Genomic DNA, 21,056 nt, shown 5'->3' with positions numbered 1-21,056 from the left:
CACGCGCCAAGACGAACCGGACCACTGCGCCAGCGCCTACTCTCCCCGCGCTGGCGCACTTGTCATGTGCAGCCGTGACGTTTTTGTTTGATCGCGCCCGGCCTATGTGAATTCCTGAAGGTGCCCGTACGCGGCGACCAAACTCAGCGACCCAATCAGGATCTGACACATGGCCACCACCAATTCGCATCACCGCTACGGGACCGTTTCGAAAAGCTTTCACTGGCTGACCGCGCTTCTGATCCTGACCCTGATTCCGCTGGGGATCATCGCCAATGGGCTGCCCTTCGACACCGGAGAGCAGTTGGCCCGCAAGGCATTCCTGTTCTCGCTGCACAAGACGCTGGGTGTGACCGTATTCTTCGTGGCGCTTGCCCGTATCGCTTGGGCGCTGTCGCAACCCAAACCGGGGCCGCTGCACCCGGATCGCCGGGTGGAGCATTGGGCCGCGGAAACCGTGCATTGGCTTTTGTATGGCTCGCTCCTGCTCGTGCCGATGTCGGGCTGGATTCATCACGCCGCGACAACGGGCTTCGCACCGATCTGGTGGCCATTTGGCCAATCGCTGCCCTTCGTGCCCAAGGATGACGCAGTCGCCGGGGTGTTCGCGGGGCTGCATATCGTGTTCGAACGGGTTTTGGCGGCATCCATTCTGCTGCATGTGGCGGGCGCGTTGAAGCATCACTTCATCGATCGCGATTCGACGCTGCGCCGCATGTGGTTTGGCCAGACCACAACGCCGGAAGCCGGGGCACATCGTTCGGCCGCCGCGCCGATCCTGTCTGCACTGGTCGTCTGGGGCGCCGCGTTGGGCATTGGCAGCGCAATCGGTGTCTTTGGCGGGCATGGCACCGCCGCGCCGCAAGCCGCCGCGCTGGAAACCGTCGCCTCCGATTGGACCGTGACCGACGGGAAAATCGCCATCACCACCCAGCAGTTCGGCAGCACTGTGGAAGGCAGTTTCGCTGACTGGACCGCAGCGATCACGTTCGACCCGGACGTGCCGCAGGGCAAGGCCGGCGAGGTCGAGGTCACGATCTCCATCCCGTCGTTGACGCTGGGATCTGTCACGGATCAGGCGCTTGGCCCGGATTACTTCGCAGCCGAAAACTATCCCACCGCTGTCTTCAAAGCCGATATCGTCACCATTGCTGACGGCTACGCGGCAGACGGCACGCTGACGATCAAGGACCACACGGTGCCCGTGACCCTGCCCTATTCGCTGGTACGGGATGGCGAGACCGCAAGCATGGAATCGACGCTGATCCTCGACCGTCTCGATTTCGGGATTGGCGAGAACATGGCCGATGAAAGCTCTCTTGGGTTTTCGGTCGAAGTAAACGTGGCGGTTACCGCAACGCGCAACGCCGACTAAATCCGCACCATTCATACAGAAGCCACACGCCACGCAGAAAAAAGCCGCGCTCCTTTCGGGGCGCGGCGGTCTGTCGTCTTGTGCGGAACGGCCGGCTTATTCGGCTTTCATCGCCTCGATCGAGATCATCACTTCGACTTCATCGCTGACATAGGGGGCAAACGCCCCGACATTGAAATCGGACCGCAAAAGCGTCGTGGTAGCGTCGAACCCGGCCCATGGCTTTTGCGCCTGCGGATGCGTGCCTGTCTGGTTCAACGTGGCATCCAGAACGACCGACTTGGTCACGTCATTCATGGTCAGATCACCGGTGATCTTGGCAGTGGTGTCGCCGGTCACTTCGATGGAGGTCGATGTAAAGGTCACCATATCCTCGTCCGTCGCCCCGAAGAAGTCGTCAGACATGAAATGGCCAAAGCGCCCTTCCCACCCGGTCATCATGGATTTGACGGGAAAGGACACGGATACGCTGGATTGCGCGGGGTCTTCCTGATCGAACATGATTTCGCCGTCAAAGCCGGAGAACATGCCATAGGTCGTGGAATAGCCAAGGTGCTGGTAGCTGAACACGACTTGACTGTGGCTGGGATCAAGAACGTATTTCTCTGCCGCAGTCGCAAGGCTGGCAGGCAGGGCAAAAGCGGCGGCAAGAACGAGGGATCGCATCGGTGGAAACTCCTTTATCCGGGGTCCGGTTGCTTACGGAGCACAGCAAAGAAGGTTTCACGTCATTTAGCAATCGCAAGCTCTCCACAGAATCTGCGCATGAGCGAACATCACGTGATTGTGTGGCCCGGAGCGGGTGTCGCCGGGCTTAAAGCGCTAGGCCCTCATCGCGCAGCGCGCTGCGCAGGCTGCGCAAGGCTGTGTCGTCGGCGATGGTCACCTCGGCCAGCAATTCCTGATCCGCGTCCCAGAACGAGACACTGTGATCCTGCGTCTTGACCGCCCCCAGATCGCGGAACCGGCGGCGCGTGACGATGGACCGGCTTGGGCCAAATCCACGGATCAGACGGACCTCGCGGCGCACCACGTCGATTTCCAACTCGGGCGCGGCAACCCGCCCACCCGCTTGCCACAGCGCGGCGCCGACAAAGCCAAGGACCAGTGCGAACATCAGTTTCAGCAGGATTTCGGCAGTCGTCTCAGCGCCGAAGGGAAGTAAAAGCAGGCTCAGCGCCGCAACGGACAAGGTAACACCCAAGAAGCGTTGCGCCGTTCGGATCAGCGCGCGCGTGCCGCCGCGTGCCGTCATTGTGACCTGACGCGTGGGCGCGTCCTTGCCGATATACCCTTGTTCGGTTGTTGCGGCCATTTTCTGTCCCTCCATCCACCGTTTTGGCGTTGTGCTTTACACACCTTTGACGAGAGTTTTGGCGGAAGATCCCGGCACAAATGCGGCAAACCCGTGCCGGAGCAAAGGCCATGTCTGGGCAGCCTTCCGTTGGCCCCGCCCCCCGCAGCACGGGCCGGGAAACACCTGTGCGACCTGTGCGACCTGCGGGGCGCGCAGGGCTTGATCCACACCGCGCCTCGTGTATAAGGCCCCATCCTTCCGCACGTGCAATGAACCGCGCAGTCTCTCGTGACCGGGCCGTGGAAGGATTAGCCCCGGTCTTTGAAATGCGCCTAGATAGAAGTGGAAAGATCCCATGCCTCTTTACGAGCATGTGATGATCGCCCGTCAGGACCTGTCCAATACACAGGCCGAGGGGCTCATCGAACATTTTGGCACCGTGCTGGCCGATAACGGCGGCAAATTCGTCGACACCGAATACTGGGGTGTGAAGACGATGGCCTACAAGATCAACAAGAACCGCAAGGGCCACTATGCCTTCCTGCGTTCGGACGCACCTGCGGCCGCCGTTCAGGAAATGGAACGCCTGATGCGTCTGCACGAAGACGTGATGCGGGTTCTGACCATCAAGGTCGACGAGCACGAGGAAGGCCCCTCGGTTCAGATGCAAAAACGCGAAGAACGTGGCGATCGCCGCGAGCGCCGGAACTAAGGAGCGTAACTCATGGCTGCAAAACCATTTTTCCGCCGCCGCAAGGTCTGCCCGTTCTCTGGCGACAATGCACCCAAAATCGATTACAAAGACACACGCCTGCTGCAACGCTACGTTTCCGAGCGTGGCAAGATCGTGCCTTCGCGCATCACGGCCGTGTCCGCAAAGAAGCAACGTGAGCTTGCGCGCGCCATCAAACGCGCCCGTTTCCTCGCCCTGCTTCCCTATGCCGTGAAGTAAGGAGCAAAGCAGATGCAAGTGATCCTTCTAGAACGTGTGGCCAAGCTGGGCCAGATGGGCGACGTGGTCGACGTCAAACCGGGTTACGCCCGGAACTTCCTTCTGCGTCAGGGCAAGGCTCTGACCGCGTCCAAGGAAAACATCGCCAACTTCGAAGCGCAAAAAGCGCAACTCGAAGCGCGCAACCTTGAGACCAAGAAAGAAGCCGAAGCGATGGCCGAACGCCTTGATGGCGAGCAATTCATCGTGATTCGTCAGGCGTCCGATGGCGGCAACCTCTATGGCTCCGTCACCACCCGTGACGCGGCCGATGCCGCAACCGAAGCTGGCTTCTCCGTCGACCGCAAGCAGGTCGTGATCGAACAACCGATCAAGGAACTGGGCCTGCACACGGTGTCCGTGGTCCTGCACCCGGAAGTCGCCGCCGACATCAAGCTGAACGTTGCGCGCTCCGCCGAGGAAGCGGAACTGCAAGCCTCCGGCAAGTCGATCCAAGAACTGGCCGCGGAAGAAGAAGCCGCAGCAGAGTTCGAAATTCAGGAACTCTTCGACGATATCGGTGCTGCGGCATCCGACGACGAAGACCTGGCCGAAGCTGCTGGCGTCGAAACGCCCGAAGGCGAAGGCACGGACGACGAACAGCCCGTCACATAAGACGCCTGTTCCACTGGAATTGACGAAGGCCGCGCCATCAAGGCGCGGCCTTTTTCGTGTCGTCCGGCCCAATTCGGTGCAAGCGGCTGTCCCCACATGCGCCGGGCCCTCAGCGCCCGTTGTCCATACGCAGGAACACAGGCCCAGAACGAAATTTGCCGCGCCCGGTAGCCCGGACGCGGCAGTTTTCACATGAGGTCAAAGGCTCCAACAAAAACCCCAGTGAAACTCGTTAACCTCAGGCCGGGTCTTGCTCCGACGGCGACAGGGCTTTCCAGATCAGGGCGCCCAGTGCTGCGCCGATCAACGGTGCCACCCAGAAGGCCCAAAGCTGCGCGATCGCCGGACCGTCCGCAAACAGCGCCACACCGGTCGAACGCGCCGGGTTGACGGATGTGTTCGACACCGGGATCGACACCAAATGGATCAGCGTCAGCGACAGGCCAATCGCGATCGGTGCGAAGCCAACCGGCGCCGATGGTGCCGTGCTGCCCAGAATGACGATAAGGAAGATGGCGGTCAGAATGATCTCGATCAGCAGAACCGACATCAGCCCATACCCGTGCGGAGACGCCGCGCCATAGCCATTGGACGCGAACCCGCCAACGCCTTCAAACCCGTCCATACCGGACAAGATGAGGTACAGCGCCAATCCGGCAACGATCCCGCCTGCGACTTGCGCGCCCCAATATTTTGCCAAATCGCCGAAACCGAACCGCCCCGCCATCGCAAGGCCAAGGCTGACCGCCGGATTGAAATGCCCGCCGGAGATCCCCCCGACCGCATAAGCCATTGTCAAAACGGTCAAACCGAAGGCCAATGCGACCCCCATATAGCCGATCCCGACACCTTCGATCCCCGCGGCGAAAACGGCGCTGCCGCAGCCCCCGAAAACCAAGACGAACGTCCCAACGAACTCTGCCAGTAATTTTTGCATCAACATCTCCCTCGTTACTTATTGAGTGCACCCTATGCGCGCGCCTTTTCAATTTGGCGGGGAATAATCACCAACTTCGCCCCCTCAAACGAAAAACGCCGCCCCAAAAGGGACGGCGTTTCAGAATGTCTTTAGATTAGAAGGTCTTATTCGTCTTCGAGCGACTCAACAGCTTTTTCAAGCTCGTCCTTGGACACTTCTTTTTCTGTCACTTCGATCTGATCCAACACATGGTCGATGACCTTGTCTTCAAAGAGCGGCGCGCGAAGCTGCTGTTGCATCTGTGCGTTTTGCTGCACGAACTCGAAGAACTGACGCTCTTGGCCCGGATACTGACGCGCCTGATTCATGATCGCTTGCGTCATTTCGGCGTCGGACACGTCCACCTCGGCCTTCTGGCCCAGATCGGCCAGCAACAGGCCCAGACGCACGCGGCGTTCGGCCAGCTTGTTGTGTTCGTCCGTCGTTTCGATTTCCGGGTGATCGTGCCCTTGCACGTCCGGGTTTTCCTCGTGCCACAGCTGATGCGCGATCTGCTTGGCTTCGGCTTCGACAAGGCTCGGCGGCAGGTCGAAGGACACCAACTTGTCCAGCTCGTCCAGCAGCGCACGCTTCATCACCGCGCGCGAAGCACCGGCATACTCGGCTTCCAGACGCTCTGCGATTTGCCCTTTGAGCGCTTCGAGGTCTTCTGCACCGTATTTCTTGGCCAGCTCATCGTCGATCTCAGCCGCGACGGGTTCCTTCACCTCTTTGATCGTGCAGGAGAACACGGCCTCTTTGCCGGCCAGATGCTCTGCCTGATACTCTTCGGGGAAGGTCACGTTCACGTCGATCTCATCTTCGGCCTTAACACCGACGAGCTGCTCTTCGAAGCCCGGGATGAAGGAGTTGGAGCCGAGCACCAGCGGATAATCTTCGGCAGCGCCACCCTCAAAAGGCTCACCATCGACCTTGCCGACGAAATCCAGAACGATCTGGTCGCCGTCTTTCGCCTTGGAGCCTTTGCGGCGGGCTTTGAAATCCTGCGCGCTTTCCGCAAGGTTGCCCAGCGCGTCGTTGACGGACTCGTCGTCGGATTTGACGACCAGACGCTCCAGCTTCACACCCGAAAAATCGACTTCGGGGATAGCGGGTAGCGCCTCGTAGGACATCTCGACATGGACATCATCGCCCTCTTTCCAGTCCTCGTTGGTCATTTTGACCTCGGGCTGCAATGCGGGACGATCGCCGGATTTCTCGAAATGCTCGTTCATCGCGCCGTCGATGGATTCCTGCATGACTTCGCCCATGATGCGCTGGCCGAACTGCTTTTTCAGCAGCGCCAGCGGGACTTTGCCCTTGCGGAAACCCTTCATTTCGATGTCGGGCTGCGCTTCGGTCAGCTTGGTCGTGACCTTTTCTTCGATTTCCGCGGCAGTGACTGTGATGGCATAGCCGCGTTTCAGCCCTTCGTTCAGCGTCTCGGTGACTTGCATTGTCGCTCCTAGCAAGAAGATCGGGGGCCGTGCCCGTGCGGAACGGCCCGAAAAATTTGCGCCTTACTAATTTGCGGCCCCGGTAGGATCAACCGGAAAATACGCGGGATGCGGCGTGTCTGTCCAGCGGGGCAAAGGCGCGCGGCGCTCCCCTGCCGATTGCGCCCCTATATGCGGCCCGAGGTCAGGTAACGCTCCGCCAGGTCCAGGGTGCCTTCGGTATACTGTTCCAGCCCCGCGTCACGGGCGGTTTCGGTTTCCCGGTGGCTGGAAATCCACGCGGTCAGCAACAGGCGGCGAAACAGGATAAATGTCGGGATCATGTCGACATGTGCATCGCTCAGCGCGTTGACACTGCGATAGCCGCGCACCCACGCCTCTTGCAGTTGCGGAACGATCGGGCTGGTTTCATAGAACGAGATCGCCGCCGCGAAATCGTAGATGAACCATGAAAAGCCGCAATCATCGAAATCGATCACGCCAAGCCGGTCGCCGTCCTTCAGCAAGTTTGCCAACCGGAGGTCAGCATGGACAAGCCCGAAGCGGTCCGGGCCATCGCCATATTGGGCAAGCTTTTCTCGCAGCGCATCGCTGAGCCGTTGCAAAGTGGTGTGACCGCTTTGGGTCAAACCCAGCGCATCACGCCAATCGCCCCAAAGCGGCGCCGGCCCGAAGGCCGTGGCGTGGTTCCAGGTCTTGCGGGTAAAGCCGGTGGGAACAGGCCAGGTTTGCACATGACCATGCAGACGCGCGCTGATCGCGCCCAACGTTTCAAAACCGGCGGCCAGATCACCGTCGAGGTTCGGCTCTTCCCCGGTCATGAATTCGAAGGCGACCACGTGGCGTGCCTGACCATCATCCTCGAACAGCGCGATGAAGTCCCCGTCCTGCTTGGGCAGTAGCGCCGGGGTGTCCACCGTTCCGGCGTGCCGCAGCGCAGTGATCCAACTGTGTTCAGAGGCGATTTCGGCCCGGCTGTGATAGGCAGGCCGGTGGACCCGCAAGACCACCGGCGCCGAACGGTTCGGATCGTCCGCGCGGAAGGTGGCGTTTTCGGACAGGCTCAATAGTTGCACCTTTGTCTCGGGCGACAATCCCCATTGATCAAGCACCCCTTCCGCCCCCTTCCGGAGACGCTCCACAAATGCGTCTTGATACATCCCACTCATGCGGTTCTTCCCCCTCGCGTTTTTGTGCTGTTTAGGGAAAGTCTTCGCCGGATGCACTAGCATCGCGCACCGCGTGCCGTGAGGTTTACCACATCCCCATGGCGGCGTGATTGGCGTGGCCCAATGGGGCTTAAGAAGTTTTGCAGGACTGCGGCGCCAATCCGGCGCCGCTTTCGCTTTTCGGTGGATACCTCGCCGCGCACCCTGGTGCGTTCAAAGTATCTCTTGAGGCCATCACACTCTCATCGCCCTATCGAATATCTATTTGGGTTACTCTGCCGCGAAACGCGGTTCATCCCCATCGCGATCGATTTCACTGGTCTTGAAGCCCTGCGAGATCCTTTCCAGATTGGCCGCCTCGGTCTTCAGCAACTCGCTCGTCGCAAAAGATTCCTCGAACAACGCCGCCGTCCGCTGCGTCGTGTCCTGAACCCGGGCAATCGACTTGTTGATCCCGGAAATCGTCTCGGATTGCTCATGGGTGCCATGCGCGATTTCCGAGATCGTGCCAGAGACGGAGGTGATGGAGTCAAGTATCGTCACAAGGGAAACGCCAGCCTCGCCCACTTCGACCGCGCCCTTGGAAATCTGCGCGCGCGAACGCGTGATCAGCTCATTGATCTCGCTCGCCGCATCAGAGGAGCGTTGCGCCAGCGCGCGGACCTCGGTTGCCACCACCGCGAACCCGCGGCCCTGCTCGCCAGCCCGCGCAGCTTCCACCCCCGCGTTCAGAGCAAGCAGATTGGTCTGGAAGGCGATATCGTCGATCAGACTGACAATCTTTGAAATTTGATCCGACGAACTTTCGATCTCTCCCATCGTTGCCACAGCCGTTTCCACGATGGCCTTGCTGCTCATCGCTTTCTCGCGGGTTTCGATCATGACTTCATTTGCCTTGCCAGAACGCTCGGACATCTGGTGGGCGCTGGCATCCAATTCGGAAATGGAGGTCGTGGAGTTTTCCAGCGCCGCCGCTGCGTGTTCCGTCCGTTCGGCAATATCCCGGGCGGATGCGGCAATGTCAGCGGACGACGCGCTCACATTACTCGCGCTGTCCTTAAGGGACTGGATCAGCCCCGAAAGGTTGTCCAGCGCCATGTTGAAGTTGACGCGCAGCTCTTTGTAGGCGGGCGGGAAATCTGCCTCGATGGCGACGGACAGGTCCCCTTGGGACAACCGCATCAGCGCGGCCTCAAGGTTGTTCACGACGATGTCCAGTTCGGCAGCGTGCTTGTCCCGTTCCGCTTGTGCGGCCGCTTCCAGCTTGCGCTTGCGCTCTTCTTCCTCGGCTTTGCGTTGCAGTTCCTCGTCGCGCAGGCGCTGTTTCTCGCGTGCGGCGGCTTCATCCGCTTTGCGCTTGGCGTCTTGCGCTTCAAGCTGGGCCTTGTGCTCTTGCTCCGCGCGTTCCTTGTCCCGAACGGCCATCTCTTGCCGTTCGATCAGACCACTGCGGAAGACTGACAGGGCCTCGCCCATGCGGCTGATTTCGCCGCCAATCCGGTCGAACCCCGTGACCTCGGACAGATCTCCCTGCGACAGACGGAGAGTCACATCGGTCAGCCGGACCATGGGGCGCAGGATCAGCATCCAGCTCGCTATGAGGGCGATGGCAATTACAGCCGCCGCAGTCAGGGCGACGAAATGCATCTGGCTCTGTGAGGCCTTCGTGCTTTCAAGAATACCCATGCCGGCATCCGTGACCATCGACACGGCGCGTGCACCCTCGCTTTGCGCTTCTTTAGAGATCGCAGACAACCGGCCGCGTGCGGATTCCGCGTGTTGGCGCTCAATCACGACATCCTCAAGATAGGTCTTGCGCGCCGCCAAAAGCCCGGTGTCCGCGGAGGTTAACGCCAAGCTTGCCGCAAGCACCTCTCTCAATCGGTCATCGACATCGCTGGCATCAACCAGTTCCATCAGCGCGGCGGCTTGTTCGCTAAGCAGCGTTTGGGTCGCATCGACCGCCGCGACATCGCGGGCAATGATGCCAAGCAAGGCGCTGATGAACACCTGTTTCGAAGCGGTGTCGATCTCAGCTGCCTGCAAGATATTGCCCACCTGACTATGCAGAAGCTCTTGAATGGCTGTCTCGTTCTCGGCCGCTGTTTCCTCTGCAAGGATGACCAGATCAAAGGACAGATTGTCGGTAAGTTCGCTCAATGCCGCATCGCTGGACTGCCGGAGCCGCAGGATTTGATCGACGTCGCGCGCCACCCGGAGGCTCCCGCGCCCGGCAAGCTCTTGCAGCAGATCATATGTCTCATGGACCGGCTGCATGAATGGCGCCGCGCTCTCTTCCTTGTCGAGCGTTTCCATTTGCCTAGCAAGACGATTCAGGCTCGCGCTTTGCAGGTCTTCAAGGATGGAAGACAGGGACGGGTCGCGTGTCTGCGCCAAGGCGAGCGTGACACCCGTGGACAGGCCGACCTCTGCGCGCAGGTTCAACGCCGCCTGCATGGTCGCAAACGCTTCATCCGTGAGTTTTGACAGGGTTTCGTTGACCGAGGTCACGGTGTCTTCGCCGCCGATGGTCAGGTCGAAGAACGCCGTGTCCATAAGCTCTACGAGATAGCCGCGCGCTTGTTCGCCCAATGTCAGAAAACCGTCGAGCTGCCGCAGCATTTCCTGTTCGGCTGTAAATCGGCGGCGCAGCGCATTTGCAACATCGCCGGCGGACGCATCAACCGCGTCGATCATCGGCTGAATTCGGGCGATCGCCTCTGGCTGCAGCGCGTTGGTTGCTTCGGAAAGCTCTGCGCTTGTTGCCTCAAACCGTGCCAGTTTGGCATCAACCGCCGGTATGTCTTCCGCCGCGCTCAACTCGCGCAGCGCCTCGCTGACATTGTTTGTCTTCTCGATGACCGCGAAGCTGTCGGTGATATCCGGCAGAACATCCTGCGTCATGGTCTGCAAGGAGCCGAACAATCCCCCGAAAGCGATCAGGCCGATACCGACCGCAGCTGCCGTTGTGCCGCCCAATGCGACCACAACGACCATGAGTTTGAACAGCAGGCTACCGAAGAATGAAGAACGTGCGCTTTGTGACATTCAGTGCGACCCTTGCTCATGAAGGTTCCGACTCGTTCGATACCAGCCGGAACCTTTCATTTCGGTTTACTTGCTGGCGTGTTGTTCGGAGAGCGCGATGCTCTCAAACCCGCCATCCTTCGTGATCCGGGTTAGGAAAACGGTATCCAGACCCTGGTTGTCGCCCGGCCCATAGGAGAAGGACAAACCGCCCAGATCGAAAGCGCCAAGGTTACCAAGCGCGGCGAGGAAGGAGTCGCGCGTCAGATCGGCCCCCGCCGTCTCAAGGGCGCGCAACGCAATCCGGCCGACCAGATAACCTTCGAAGGTGACGAAATTCGGCTCCGCCGCCGGATCGTTGGCTTTCAGCGCCGCGTGATATTCAGCGACGACTGGCAAGGAAGTATCCCACGGGAAGGGCACGACCTGGCTGATGATCACCCCTTCGCCGTCGTCGCCCAGTTCAGTCGCCAGCGCGTTGGAGCCAACGAAGGAGATATTCACGAAGGTCGGTTCGAATTTCAGCTTCTTGGACAGCTTCACGAATTCCGCGATGGGTTTATAGGCGCCGACCATGACAACTGCCTGCGGTTTGGCCTTGCGGATGTTCAGCAGCGCGGTTTTCACGGCCACGGTGTTTCGGGTATACGTGCCCTCGGCTGCAAGGCTCATCCCGCGCTTTTCCAATGCGGCGTTCACGCCCGCCAGACCGACGCGCCCGAACCCGTCATCCTGATACAGGATCGCGATGGATTCCATGCCCAGTTCGTCCACCAGATGCGCGATCCATGCCTCCGTCTCTGCGGCATAGGTCGCGCGGACATTCACGACGTTGTTCAAACTGGGATCACGCAGAAACCCCGCGCCGGTAAACGGCCCGACGAAAGGCATGCCCGCAGAGGTCGCGACCGGCTGCGTGGCCCTCGTTGTCGGGGTGCCGACCGGGCCGATCAGCCCCAGATGGGCGTCGCCTTCGATCACCGATTTGACATGCGCCACAGACCGGTCAGGCTCATACCCGTCATCGAAACTTTCAAGCGTCACCATGCGCCCGGCGATACCGCCATTTCTATTCGCCTCTTCGAAGGCGGCGGTGATCCCGATCCGCATCCCGTTGCCAAGCGCGGCGGCGGGGCCATCCAGCGCCGCGACCTGCGCGAATTGCACGGAAGACTCCGAGACGCCCTGCTGTGCCAAGGCGGGCATCGCAAATGTCGCGGCAGCAAGCAGGGCGGCGACGGAATTTGGAAGTTTCATGATGATCGAGCTCCACAAGATGTAATTGTGCGCTCTTCTGGCTACAGCCCCGGTCCTAATAAATCGTTTCCGGCGACGGGGAGCCGGGACGAGTGTCACGCCCGCCGGGTCACCCGATGGCCCCATGGCGTGACGCAGCGGGCCCGCATTTCCCAGCATTTGCGAGCCCCGCGCCGTTCGGCGGGCCTTTAGTCATATTCGAGGTATTATGCGGAAAAACCCGCGCTCAGACCGCAACCGGCGTCCGGCACAGTTCGCTCAGAACCTGCGCCGCGATTTCAAAGGAGCGTACCCGCGCATCGTGATCGTGGATCATTCCGGTGACCATCAGCTCATCCGGCGCGAAGCTGTCGATGATACTGCCAAGCTGCGCCCGCACCGTCTCCGGCGCGCCAATCGCGGAGCAAGAGAGCGCCTGATTGACTTGCGCCAAAACCGGGGCCGGAACCAGCTGTTCGATGTTGTCGACCGGGTGCGGCAGTTTACCGGGCTGCCCGCTGCGCAACCGTGCGAAGGCAAGCTGTTGCGACGTCCGCAAAAAGGCCGCTTCGGCATCTGTCGGTGCCGCGCAAACCCCAGCCGCCACGATGACATAGGGCTTTTGCAAATAGGCCGAAGGGCGGAATTGCGCCCGGTACGTCGCCAAAGCGTCCTCCAGCAAGGCCGGCGCGAAATGCGAGGCGAAGGCGTAAGGCAGCCCCAGAAATGCCGCGAGCTGTGCGCCATAAAGGCTCGACCCGAGGATCCAGATCGGCACATGGGTACCTTCACCGGGGATCGCACGGACTGTCTGCCCCTCTGCCGCCGGGCCGAAATAGGCAAGCAGCTCTTGCACGTCCTGCGGAAACGTATCCTCCGGCGCCATATGCCGCCGCAAGGCGCGGGCCGTGTTCATATCCGTTCCGGGCGCGCGGCCCAGACCCAGATCAATGCGATCGGGAAACAATGTCGCGAGCGTACCGAACTGTTCGGCAATCACCAGCGGCGCATGGTTCGGAAGCATAATGCCCCCTGCCCCAACCCGCATGGTCGAGGTCACCGCCGCCACCTGCCCGATCAGCACAGCGGTCGCGGCGCTGGCAATTCCGGGCATGTTGTGGTGCTCTGCCAACCAATACCGGTGGAACCCGGCGGCCTCTGCGGCGCGCGCAAGATCGAGCGTGCCGGCCATCGCGTCGGCTGCGGTCTTGCCGTCCGGTATGGGGGACAGGTCGAGAAGTGAATAATGCTGCATGGGTGCCTCCGTTGCATTGTCAGGTATGCACACGGCACGCAGATATCAAACGGTTGGGCGCATTTTGACAACGATTGGGCAACTCCATCCATGTCGCGCAGAATAGGAGCGCGGCTGAGTGAACAGGTCCCAAGTCAGATGTCCAAATCGCCCATATTTCGCCACACGGGTATCGCACATATTGAAAGGTTTAGTGTGAGGAATTCAGCGTGACCCATATTTTTGACCTGCGACTGCACAAAGTGCAAATTCCGACCGAAATGCGAGAGTGGGAAGAGCGTTTTCCTGTTGGATCACCAAACGTCGATCAATCAATAACTGATCGAGGACTTAACGCTGTCCATTGTTGGCGCGACGCGAAGGGGCCCAACAATGCAGAAGATATGCCCAAGGTTTTGCTTGCCGAACGCGCCCGCAAAACCTGGCCGGATGCCTTTACAACAACCAATGGGCTTTATGTGGTCTCCGGTGCCGCAAAACACGTGATTGAAGGCCTTGATCCCGGCATCCACCAGTTCTTTCCCCTGAAAATCCAGACCAAACGCGGCATCGACATTCCCGGCCCGTGGTTCGCGATGAATGTGCATGTGAAGCAGGACTCGATTGTCATGGAGAAATCCAGGGTCAACAAAAGTCAGAGAAAGCCAGACGAGCTGTCCCGGTTTTGGGGCGATACTAAGGACGGCGACGTGGTTGTTGATCCAGCCAAACAGTCCGGCATCCACCTCTGGCGCGAGGCGCGCTTCATTGGCAGCCTTCTCGCATCGGACGAATTGATCGCCGCGTTCAAAGTGCAGGGCGTCAAGTTTTTCCCGTCGTTCAAAGCGACCAATATTTCCGAGTTGTCCGAAGGTTGATCAATGGCTGTCAACACCCGGAACCAACAGGGTCTTCCGGCCTCGTTGCAGCCTCAATGCGCCGCGCGTCTCGGTTTGAGGACGCGCAGAGAGGTACCGACAACGCTGGTTACAATACGCCATGTCACGCCGCCCGATCCCAACGGTACCCTTCACAGCCGTCCATTTCTGGCCTCGCTTCGCCCGAACCCCAGCGGGGCAAGCGCCCGAATGGCCGGGCAGCGGTTACTTCCATCGGGAAATAGTGGTGCGGGTGGAGGGACTTGAACCCCCACGCCTTGCGGCGCCAGAACCTAAATCTGGTGCGTCTACCAATTTCGCCACACCCGCATCGGCGCGCGTCCTAGCAAAGCACAGCCAAGGTTGCGAGCGAAAAATGCGTGATGACGACAGGTAAGGTGGTGGCATCATTGCCACAAAATCGCCATCGTTGCCGCTGATTGGGAAAAAACATGCGTTTGCTTAAAGGTTTATAAGATACTCTTGCCCCATAAACGAGGCAGTGAAAGCAAGAGACGCCCATGAAACCGAAAACGGTCGGGCGCGTCACGGGTGGGCAAAACCGCCCCGAAAGCGCGCAGAATTTGTGCCACGGACTTCCCGTGGGCCTTCAAGTAACAACCGCAGATGGCATTCTGCCTGCGGAATTCCTGACACCGGGCGATCGGATCGTCACGCGCAATGGCGGCATGACCCGTCTTGACGCGATCGAGGCTGTTACCCGTGCCACGCGGGCGGTGAAGTTCAGCGCTGGATGTTTTGGCGCAGCGGGACCAAGCGAGGATATCGTCCTTCCCGCCGATCAGCCGGTTCTGGTGCGTGACTGGCGCGCGCGTGCCCTGTTCCACCAATCGCAGGCGATGACAACGGCCGCGCAACTGGTGGATGGGATCGAGATTACCGATATCGGCCCGCGCCGCATGGTTTTGTTCCGGCTGACATTCGACCGTCCGCGCGTGATCTATGCCGGCGGGTTGGAACTTGGCTCCGCGCCCGAGGCTGTCATGCCGCTGCGCGCAGTGGCCTGATCATCACGGCGACACCACGTCCCTGAACGCTTTCGGCAATTGCTCCGGCAGATCTTCCGCGATCAGGCCGGGGCCAAAGATCCGCGCGCATTCCACATGCAGCCACGTGGCCGCCTCGGCGGCCACCATTGGCGCATGGCCGCGCGCCATCAGCCCGGTGACAAAGCCGGAAAGCACATCGCCCGCCCCCGCCGTGCCCAGCCAGGGAACCGCCCGCGCCCCCGTTGCGGAATGGACCGCGACACGCCCGGCGGGATTGGCGATGACCGTCTCCACCCCTTTGAACAAAACGATGGCACCACTGCGCGCGGCGGCCTGTTTCGCCACCTCTGTCTTGACCTCAAGCGCGTCGTCCGCGTCCTTCAGGACCTGCGCCAGATCGGGGAACAGGCGCGCGAATTCGCCGCCATGTGGTGTCAGAACCGCCTTGTCGTGCAACAGGCCAAAGAGCACCTCTGGCTTGCGCTGAAATCGGGACAGGGCATCGGCATCCAGAACGCAGGCGCGCCCGCTTTCCAATGCGACCTGCGCCAGATTGGCGGTGATCTGGCCCAGCCCCATACCGGGGCCAAGGCAGATCGCATTGAACCGCGTGTCTTCCAGAATCTCGGCCAGCCCCGACGGGCCATCCAGCCCTTTCAACATGATCGCGGTCACATGGCCCGCGACTTCGGGCATCGCGCGCAGGGGACAGGCCAGCGTCACAAGCCCCGCGCCGATGCGCAACGCCCCGCGCGCCGCCAGACGCGCAGCGCCCGTCTTGTGCGGCCCGCCCGAAATCACAAGCGCGTGCCCGGCGTCGTATTTGTGCGCGCCCCCCTTGGACAGATCGGGCAGCGTATCACGGGTGATGGAAATGGTCGTCACTCGGCAAAGCCTCCGCCCTTGAGATCGCGTTTACGTCCCACCCTATAGGCCGATATCCTTAACGACCAGTTCCCCGCACAGCTCCGGGCCACGGGCGCTTGAATGGCCTGGTTTTGGCCGATGGAATGTCACAGTCAGATCGCAGCGAAAGACACGGTCCTGCCCGCCAACGACCTCGCCCGTATCGGCATCGAGCCCGGACGGCACATCGATACCGACAATCCGAGCGGTTCGGGACGCGGCGCTATCATTCAGTTGCCGCGCGACGGCTGCAACGTCATCGGGTATCGGGCGCGCCAACCCAATCCCGAAAAGCGCATCAATGACGATATCGACCTTCGGGAGCGCCGCGTTCGGATCACAGGGGACGAGCAACGCAGCACCCTCGGACCAAGGCTGCACCATCCCGACCCGGCCCCACCGTTCATAGTTCACCCGCGCGTCGGGCGGCAGCTTGGCCGGATCGCCATAAAGCAGCACCTCGACCATCCAGCCGGCCTTGTGCAGCAGGCGTGCGACGACGAACCCATCGCCGCCATTATTCCCCGGACCGCACAGGACGACGGCCTTTTTGCGCGCGCCCGCGCTGTCCCGCGCGGCAGATGGCGACAGGTCGGGCCATTTTTCAAAAATCGCCGCGACGACGCCCTGCCCCGCGCGTTCCATCAATTCCAGCCCGGTGACACGCCCGCTCTGCATCGCTGCGCGCTCTATCCGGCGCATTTCATCAGAGGTGATCGGCGTCATTTCGGCCCTCGCGATTCATTTTCGATTACTTTTTGTGCATCACGCCTATTTTTTAACGTGCACTTTCGGATTTCCGCTTACAGTTGATGCAAATTCTTGTAACCCATGGACGCTCCCAACGGGAAGTGATCTGCCTGCCGCAGACAAATGCACGGGGGTGAGGAGACCATCCATGAAAAAGATCGAGGCGATTATCAAACCTTTCAAACTCGACGAGGTGAAAGAGGCGCTTCAGGATATCGGGATTCAGGGCTTGTCCGTGGTCGAGGTCAAGGGTTTTGGCCGTCAAAAGGGCCATACCGAACTGTATCGCGGTGCGGAATATGTGGTTGATTTCCTGCCCAAGGTAAAAGTTGAAGTCGTCCTTGACGACGATCAGGTTGACGGCGCCATCGAGGCAATCGTCGACGCGGCCAAGACCGAAAAAATCGGCGACGGAAAAATCTTCGTGTCCGACGTGCAGCAGGCCATCCGCATCCGTACCGGCGAGTTCGGCTCGGACGCACTGTAACTGACCTAAGCCAAGTTTCCAAAGACAGAGGGGAAGAAGATGAGCGCTAAAGATCTGCTCAAGATGATCAAAGACGAGGATGTGGCGTATGTCGACATCCGTTTCACGGACCCGCGCGGCAAATTGCAGCACGTGACGGTGATGTCCGACCAAGTGGACGAGGATTTCCTCGAAGAGGGCTTCATGTTCGACGGCTCCTCCATCGCGGGTTGGAAATCCATCGAAGCCTCCGACATGAAACTGATGCCGGACACCGATAGCGCCTATATCGACCCGTTCTATGCGGAAAAGACTGTCTGTGTGCATTGCTCCGTTGTTGAGCCTGACACTGGCGAAGCCTATGAGCGTGACCCGCGCGGCACAGCCGAAAAAGCGGAAGCCTATCTGAAATCCTCCGGGATCGGCGATGTGGCTTATATGGGCCCCGAAGCGGAATTCTTCCTGTTCGACGATGTGCGCTTCTCCAACACCATGAACAAGGTGTCCTACGAAGTTGACGCGACAGACGCGTCCTGGAACACCGACACCGAATACGAAATGGGCAACATGGGCCACCGCCCGGGCGTCAAGGGCGGCTACTTCCCGGTCAACCCGACCGACGAAGCACAAGACCTGCGCTCTGAAATGCTGTCGACCATGAAGCGTCTGGGCATGAAAGTGGACAAGCACCACCACGAGGTTGCGTCCTGTCAGCACGAGCTTGGCCTGATCTTCGACAGCCTGACCAAACAGGCGGACGAGCTGCAGAAGTACAAATACGTGATCCACAACGTGGCCCACGCCTATGGCAAGTCGGCAACCTTCATGCCCAAGCCGATCGCAGGCGACAACGGCACGGGTATGCACGTGAACATGTCGATCTGGAAAGACGGCAAGCCGCTGTTCGCAGGTGACAAATACGCGGACCTGTCCCAGGAAGCGCTGTATTTCATCGGCGGCATCCTGAAGCATGCCAAAGCGCTCAACGCCTTCACGAACCCGTCCACCAACTCCTACAAGCGTCTGATCCCCGGCTTCGAAGCCCCGGTTCTGCGCGCGTATTCCGCCCGTAACCGTTCCGGCTGCGTGCGTATTCCGTGGACCGAAAGCCCGAAAGCAAAGCGTGTCGAGGCCCGTTTCCCCGATCCGTCCTCCAACCCCTACCTGTGCTTCGCAGCGCTCCTGATGGCCGGCCTTGACGGCATCAAGAACAAGATCGATCCGGGTGAGGCGATGGACAAGAACCTCTACGATCTGCCGCCCGAAGAGCTGGCAGACATCCCGACCGTCTGCGGTTCCCTGCGCGAAGCGCTGGAAGAACTGCAAGCCGACATGGACTTCCTTCTGGCCGGTGACGTGTTCACCAAAGACCAGATCGACGGCTATATCGACCTGAAGATGGAAGAGATCGAAACCTACGAACACACGCCGCACCCGGTTGAGTACGGCATGTACTACAGCTGCTAAGGCTGGTTTGATAAAATCACGAAAGGGCGCCTGTGACGGGCGCCCTTTTTCGTTGCCACGCACCGGTCCGCGTATCGTTCTGCGGGGCGGGCCGGTCTGGGCAAACACCGCCCGCGTCACCACGTCTTGACCCAAGCATTGCCGCATCTCTGCCCGATTGCCCCGGTATCCTGCCCCGTATCACAACGGCGCCAATCAGGAGACTTGCGATGTCCGGAAAGGACGAATTTGCGGAACGGCTCGCCCGGATTGCGGCGCAGCAGCAGATGCCGGCCGCCCCGGATGGTCCGGCCCCGCACGCGCCGCGAAGCGCTGATGACGGTCCTGCGCTCAAACCGCGCCGCCCATGGATGGTTCTGCTGTCCATCACCGCCGGGTTGGCGCTGATCGGGCTGGCGGCCCACTTGACGTTGGCCCATTTGGAACGCGGAACGCCCGGCATTCGCGCCGCCATCGCAGAGGGGATCACGGGCGGCAAAGGGTTCAACCCGCTCGAATTCATCGCGAAATCCACGGTGGGCGATGACCGCTGGAACGAAAGCCAGTCAGTGCCGCTGGAAAGCCGATATCTCAACAAGGACGGCACATCCAAACTGTCCGACACAGGGCGGTTTATCCTGAACAACTAAGCGCTGTCCCGGCCGCCTGCCCCGCTGCGCCCCCTTGGGCCGCTCGGTTTTCGGGCGCATCCCGATCCCGGCGATCTGCCCGTTTCGCCTCAAATTATCCGCGAATTGACCCAACCACGTCGCCGCACGGTCATAGATGCGCCTGAATTGCCCCCGACAAGCAAGACAGAACGGGAGTCATGCTATGCTCGATATCGTGGATGCAATTTACAACGTTGAAGCGTCGGCGCTGTTTTATACACGCCCCACCCCGGATATCGGCGCGCTGCTGACTGAACTGAACACGCGGCTCGCCGGTCAGGACGGCTGCCATCTGAGCGTCAGCCCCCTCAGCCACGCCGATTGGTGGCTGCTGGCCTGCGAGAAATTCCATATCATGGTCGCCTTCTCCGAAGAGAAAGACACGCGGCCCGCGATCGACGCCTCTGCCATTGCACCGATCACGGCGATCCGCCGCTTTGATTACGTGCAGGCCGCCCAAAGCCATACCGCGCATGTCCGCGTCGAGGTGGGCGACGGCAACGCGCCCTTGCCGCCCGAAGCGCGCGTGATCATGCAGGAATTCGGCGAGGCCAAGATTTGCGATGCCGCCCTCAAGATGCAGGCGCTGCATTGGACCACCCGCTTTATCGCCGAAAATCCCGGGTTTCTGGCGATGTATTTCGGCCCCTCTGAACGGATGTTCTGCCCCGATGAGCTGACAGCGGCGGGCGATACCCCGGACAAGCTGTTGCGCCATCCGGTTCCCGGCCTGCCCGAACAAGGCCCGAACGGCAATGACGGGTACAGCCTCAATCTGCGCAACCCCGAACATCTGGGCGCGCCTGCGATCAGCCTCGAAGGGTTGCCGGTTTCTGTTCCGCTGGCCACGGCGGTGACACTGCTGGACTCGCTCATGGCGGCGCGGGCGCGGGGCAAACTGGCACTGGAACATGGCCGCGTGTTGAAACCCAGCGCCAAGCTGACTTTCTATGTCCGCGAAGAGCCCGCGACACCTGACGCGCCCCTTGGCCGGTTCGTCTTGTCGCTTTGGAAAGATCGCGGCCATGACAAACCGCGTGCGGTGCCCGCACCGGTGCCAGAGGTTCCAGCGCAGCCTGCCACGTCCGGCCTGCCGTCCTTTGTCGCCGCCGAAGCCCCAGCGACGGTCCCCGCCGCGCAAGCCCCCGCCATGCCGCATCCCGCCCCGCAGACACCGTCTGACATGGTGGATATGGCCGCGCCCACCCCGCGCCGCGTCAAAGCCGCCGCCGCCCCGGCGGAGCCGGAGCCGCTGATGGCCCCGGTCGAAGCGCCCTTGCCGCCGCAGCCCGAAGACGAATGGAACGACATGGCGCAGCCCGCGCCGCGTCCGGGTCTGATGTCGCGGCTGATGCGCGCCGTATCCTTCGACACGAAACTGAAGATCGCCAGCATCGCCACGGTTCTTGCCGTGACCTTCTGGGCCAATCCTTATGCCGATTTCACCGGCGGTTTCGACACCACCGGCGCGCCCGCACCGGTCGTCATGGCGCAGCTGGCCGGGGACTTGCGGCTGTTTGCAGACACGCAATTGTTGCCACTTTTCGATACGCCCTGATCAGAACGTCCT

Annotated in this window: 20 protein-coding genes and 1 tRNA gene; 10 read left to right on the top strand and 11 right to left on the bottom strand. The window is 60.7% G+C overall.

The genetic code is table 11. From position 1 onward, the window contains the following. Positions 1-169 precede the first annotated feature (169 nt). Positions 170-1,375: a cytochrome b/b6 domain-containing protein gene (locus E4Z66_RS01615; RefSeq protein ID WP_136461188.1), complete on the top strand. Its 1,206-nt coding sequence runs from the start codon at positions 170-172 to the stop codon at positions 1,373-1,375. A gap of 96 nt (positions 1,376-1,471) precedes the next feature. Here the strand turns inward: E4Z66_RS01615 and E4Z66_RS01610 are convergent, their stop codons facing one another. Together E4Z66_RS01610 and E4Z66_RS01605 are read right to left on the bottom strand one after the other, a co-directional pair. Next, a complete protein-coding gene (locus tag E4Z66_RS01610; RefSeq protein WP_136461187.1) occupies positions 1,472-2,041 on the bottom strand; it encodes a YceI family protein in 570 nt (189 codons plus the stop codon). A 148-nt stretch (positions 2,042-2,189) separates the two neighbouring features. After that, complete coding sequence (locus tag E4Z66_RS01605; protein ID WP_136461186.1) at positions 2,190-2,690, bottom strand: hypothetical protein; 501 nt, start codon at positions 2,688-2,690, stop codon at positions 2,190-2,192. A 337-nt stretch (positions 2,691-3,027) separates the two neighbouring features. Here E4Z66_RS01605 and rpsF point away from each other — a divergent pair, with 337 nt between their 5' ends. The 3 genes from rpsF to rplI are packed head-to-tail and all read left to right on the top strand — an operon-like array spanning position 3,028 to position 4,278. Next, positions 3,028-3,384 carry a 30S ribosomal protein S6 gene (rpsF, locus tag E4Z66_RS01600; protein ID WP_136461185.1) on the top strand — a complete coding sequence of 119 codons (357 nt, stop codon included), beginning with the start codon at positions 3,028-3,030 and terminating at the stop codon, positions 3,382-3,384. Positions 3,385-3,396: 12 nt separating this feature from the next. Continuing rightward, entirely contained in the window at positions 3,397-3,624 is a 228-nt protein-coding gene (gene rpsR / locus E4Z66_RS01595; protein WP_058310770.1) for a 30S ribosomal protein S18, read from the top strand. A 12-nt stretch (positions 3,625-3,636) separates the two neighbouring features. Beyond that, positions 3,637-4,278, top strand: coding sequence for a 50S ribosomal protein L9 (gene rplI / locus E4Z66_RS01590; RefSeq protein ID WP_136461184.1), 642 nt, complete (start codon positions 3,637-3,639; stop codon positions 4,276-4,278). A 238-nt stretch (positions 4,279-4,516) separates the two neighbouring features. Here the strand turns inward: rplI and aqpZ are convergent, their stop codons facing one another. From aqpZ to E4Z66_RS01560, 6 genes are all read right to left on the bottom strand, one after another. Beyond that, positions 4,517-5,218: an aquaporin Z gene (aqpZ, locus tag E4Z66_RS01585; protein ID WP_136461183.1), complete on the bottom strand. Its 702-nt coding sequence runs from the start codon at positions 5,216-5,218 to the stop codon at positions 4,517-4,519. A gap of 143 nt (positions 5,219-5,361) precedes the next feature. Further along, positions 5,362-6,693 (bottom strand): trigger factor, encoded by a 1,332-nt coding sequence (gene tig, locus E4Z66_RS01580; protein WP_136461182.1) that lies wholly within the window; start codon positions 6,691-6,693, stop codon positions 5,362-5,364. Positions 6,694-6,860: 167 nt separating this feature from the next. Then, positions 6,861-7,805, bottom strand: a complete 945-nt coding sequence (locus E4Z66_RS01575) for a phosphotransferase enzyme family protein (RefSeq protein ID WP_246035837.1) — start codon at positions 7,803-7,805, stop codon at positions 6,861-6,863. 327 nt (positions 7,806-8,132) lie between these two features. Next, positions 8,133-10,910 (bottom strand): methyl-accepting chemotaxis protein, encoded by a 2,778-nt coding sequence (locus E4Z66_RS01570; RefSeq protein ID WP_136461180.1) that lies wholly within the window; start codon positions 10,908-10,910, stop codon positions 8,133-8,135. A gap of 66 nt (positions 10,911-10,976) precedes the next feature. After that, entirely contained in the window at positions 10,977-12,146 is a 1,170-nt protein-coding gene (locus tag E4Z66_RS01565) for an ABC transporter substrate-binding protein (protein ID WP_136461179.1), read from the bottom strand. Between the two features lie 226 nt (positions 12,147-12,372). Continuing rightward, positions 12,373-13,380, bottom strand: coding sequence for an LLM class flavin-dependent oxidoreductase (locus tag E4Z66_RS01560; protein WP_136461178.1), 1,008 nt, complete (start codon positions 13,378-13,380; stop codon positions 12,373-12,375). Positions 13,381-13,589: 209 nt separating this feature from the next. Between E4Z66_RS01560 and E4Z66_RS01555 the strand changes: the two genes are divergently transcribed. After that, positions 13,590-14,237: an imm11 family protein gene (locus E4Z66_RS01555; protein WP_136461177.1), complete on the top strand. Its 648-nt coding sequence runs from the start codon at positions 13,590-13,592 to the stop codon at positions 14,235-14,237. A 245-nt stretch (positions 14,238-14,482) separates the two neighbouring features. Here E4Z66_RS01555 and E4Z66_RS01550 read toward each other — a convergent pair. Beyond that, positions 14,483-14,567: transfer RNA gene (locus E4Z66_RS01550), tRNA-Leu, on the bottom strand. Positions 14,568-14,758: 191 nt separating this feature from the next. Here E4Z66_RS01550 and E4Z66_RS01545 point away from each other — a divergent pair. Further along, a complete protein-coding gene (locus E4Z66_RS01545) occupies positions 14,759-15,265 on the top strand; it encodes a Hint domain-containing protein (RefSeq protein WP_136461176.1) in 507 nt (168 codons plus the stop codon). Between the two features lie 3 nt (positions 15,266-15,268). Here E4Z66_RS01545 and E4Z66_RS19960 read toward each other — a convergent pair whose 3' ends face one another. Beyond that, the gene (locus E4Z66_RS19960) at positions 15,269-16,132 is read right to left on the bottom strand and encodes an NAD(P)H-hydrate dehydratase (RefSeq protein ID WP_342773436.1); all 864 of its coding nucleotides are present in this window, start codon (positions 16,130-16,132) and stop codon (positions 15,269-15,271) included. Positions 16,133-16,174: 42 nt separating this feature from the next. Continuing rightward, complete coding sequence (locus E4Z66_RS19955) at positions 16,175-16,879, bottom strand: NAD(P)H-hydrate epimerase (RefSeq protein ID WP_342773435.1); 705 nt, start codon at positions 16,877-16,879, stop codon at positions 16,175-16,177. A 172-nt stretch (positions 16,880-17,051) separates the two neighbouring features. Between E4Z66_RS19955 and E4Z66_RS01535 the strand changes: the two genes are divergently transcribed. From E4Z66_RS01535 to E4Z66_RS01520, 4 genes are all read left to right on the top strand, one after another. Next, on the top strand, positions 17,052-17,390 hold the full coding sequence (locus E4Z66_RS01535; protein WP_136461175.1) for a P-II family nitrogen regulator: 339 nt from the start codon (positions 17,052-17,054) through the stop codon (positions 17,388-17,390). 39 nt (positions 17,391-17,429) lie between these two features. Then, on the top strand, positions 17,430-18,836 hold the full coding sequence (glnA, locus tag E4Z66_RS01530; RefSeq protein ID WP_136461174.1) for a type I glutamate--ammonia ligase: 1,407 nt from the start codon (positions 17,430-17,432) through the stop codon (positions 18,834-18,836). Positions 18,837-19,045: 209 nt separating this feature from the next. Beyond that, positions 19,046-19,465: a hypothetical protein gene (locus tag E4Z66_RS01525; RefSeq protein WP_136461173.1), complete on the top strand. Its 420-nt coding sequence runs from the start codon at positions 19,046-19,048 to the stop codon at positions 19,463-19,465. A 184-nt stretch (positions 19,466-19,649) separates the two neighbouring features. After that, entirely contained in the window at positions 19,650-21,044 is a 1,395-nt protein-coding gene (locus E4Z66_RS01520) for a flagellar biosynthesis protein FlhF (RefSeq protein WP_136461172.1), read from the top strand. Positions 21,045-21,056 lie beyond the last annotated feature (12 nt).

Origin of the sequence: Aliishimia ponticola (genome assembly GCF_004803475.1) — a bacterium.
Classification (GTDB): Bacteria; Pseudomonadota; Alphaproteobacteria; order Rhodobacterales; family Rhodobacteraceae; genus Aliishimia; species Aliishimia ponticola.
Note: the sequence above shows the minus strand (reverse complement) of the source record. Positions and strands in the feature narration are given on the sequence as shown.